This window comes from Nocardia sp. NPDC058058 (genome assembly GCF_042885355.1).
In the GTDB taxonomy this organism is placed as follows: Bacteria; Actinomycetota; Actinomycetes; order Mycobacteriales; family Mycobacteriaceae; genus Nocardia.
This window is the reverse complement of sequence record NZ_JBHVSA010000024.1, coordinates 1-1,375: the sequence shown is the minus strand read 5'-3', so window position 1 is coordinate 1,375 and position 1,375 is coordinate 1. Positions and strand designations below refer to the sequence as shown.

Annotated in this window: 2 protein-coding genes; one reads left to right on the top strand and one right to left on the bottom strand. The window is 70.8% G+C overall.

Features of this window, described 5'->3' with window-relative positions:
* Positions 1-134: 134 nt before the first annotated feature.
* Complete coding sequence (locus tag ACFVUS_RS43870) at positions 135-356, bottom strand: hypothetical protein (protein WP_073797228.1); 222 nt, start codon at positions 354-356, stop codon at positions 135-137.
* A 689-nt stretch (positions 357-1,045) separates the two neighbouring features.
* Here ACFVUS_RS43870 and ACFVUS_RS43865 point away from each other — a divergent pair.
* On the top strand, positions 1,046-1,375 hold a 330-nt coding region (locus ACFVUS_RS43865), incomplete at its 3' end, for a hypothetical protein (RefSeq protein ID WP_107419541.1).

Genomic DNA, 1,375 nt, shown 5'->3' with positions numbered 1-1,375 from the left:
GCTCCCCCCATCTCTCCCCCCATCTCTCCCCCGATCTCACCCCCCATCTCTCCCCCCTTCTTTCACCCCCGTGGTGCGCACGCGCACAGCCCAGCGACACCGCACCACGGCGGCCCAGCCCGGGGCCGTCGCACCTACTCGTATTGGTGTGGCCGCCCGCCCTGCCAGGCAATGACTTCGGAATCGCCAAAGACGAGCCCGTCCGGGTCGGGGATGTCGATGCGCCGCAGGAACTCGATCAGATCCGCATCAGAGAAAGCCACCCCGAGGACCGTGTCGACGCCGCGGATCCGGATCACGACCCGCCGCCCGCCGGCCGGGGAGATCCGGTGCACCAGGATCGGCGCATGCTCCATACCCCCAGCGTGCAACGGGACGAGGCACGCGGCATCCGGGCGATCCGGTTCAGCCTGGCGCGCGCCTTCTCCGAGACCACGGGCAGGGAGCGGAGCTCGCCATCGTCGTCGACGGCGCTGACGTACTCGTGCTCCCGCTCGGGAAAGGCAGGCGGCAATCTGGTCGCTGCGCCAGGCGGTCGGGCCGATCAGCGCATGCGGCACCCAGGAGAGCTCCATAACCGGTAGGCGCCCGGCGGTGACGATGCGCGGCTCGGCCGCGGCCGCCACCCTCAGCGCCTCGCAGACCCCGGACACGGTCTCGTTGCAGGCCGCAGCCGACGCTCCACCTCCTGTGGTCGCTGGCGTCCATCGCCCGGCACGGGACACCGGCTTCCGTGCGAAGAGCGGCCCATCAGCGGTACGTCCCGCCAGGCGGGAGCAGCGGCCCGACTCTCTTTCCCAGTGCCCGTCAGGCGGAAGGCGGCCCCGCGTCGGAAGCGAATGTCACCGCTCTCCGGGCCACGCACCGGTGACTCACCAATTCACTCACCACCCACAGAGCCGCACTCACCAATTCACTCACCACCCGCCATCGGACGCCGAGCACGATCCAGCCCACCGGTGACCCGAGTTCACCGCACACGCCCTTCCGTACCCCGCCCTCCGGCCCGCGCCGGAGGGCTTCGTGCTACCTGGAGGAGACCAGCATGCCAACCTTCGAGACACTCCCCCGCTTCACCACCGACCTCCAGCACCTCACCCCCGCCCAACGCCGGCGCTTCCGCCGGGTCGTCCTGGGCGCTTTCGTGCCCGACCTACGCTCCCCCGGCTGCCAGTTCCGCCCCGGGTTACGGGTCAAGCGCGTCCAGCGGGCATCCGGCATCTACGAGCTCACCTGGTCCATGGGCTGCTGCCCCCAGGACGCGCAACCTGGGAATACGGGCCCGCGCGCCGACCCGGCACGCAGCACATCATCTGGCGCCGCATCGGCACCCACGACATCCTCACCGGCCCCTGACCGGCTTCGAGGTGCGGCC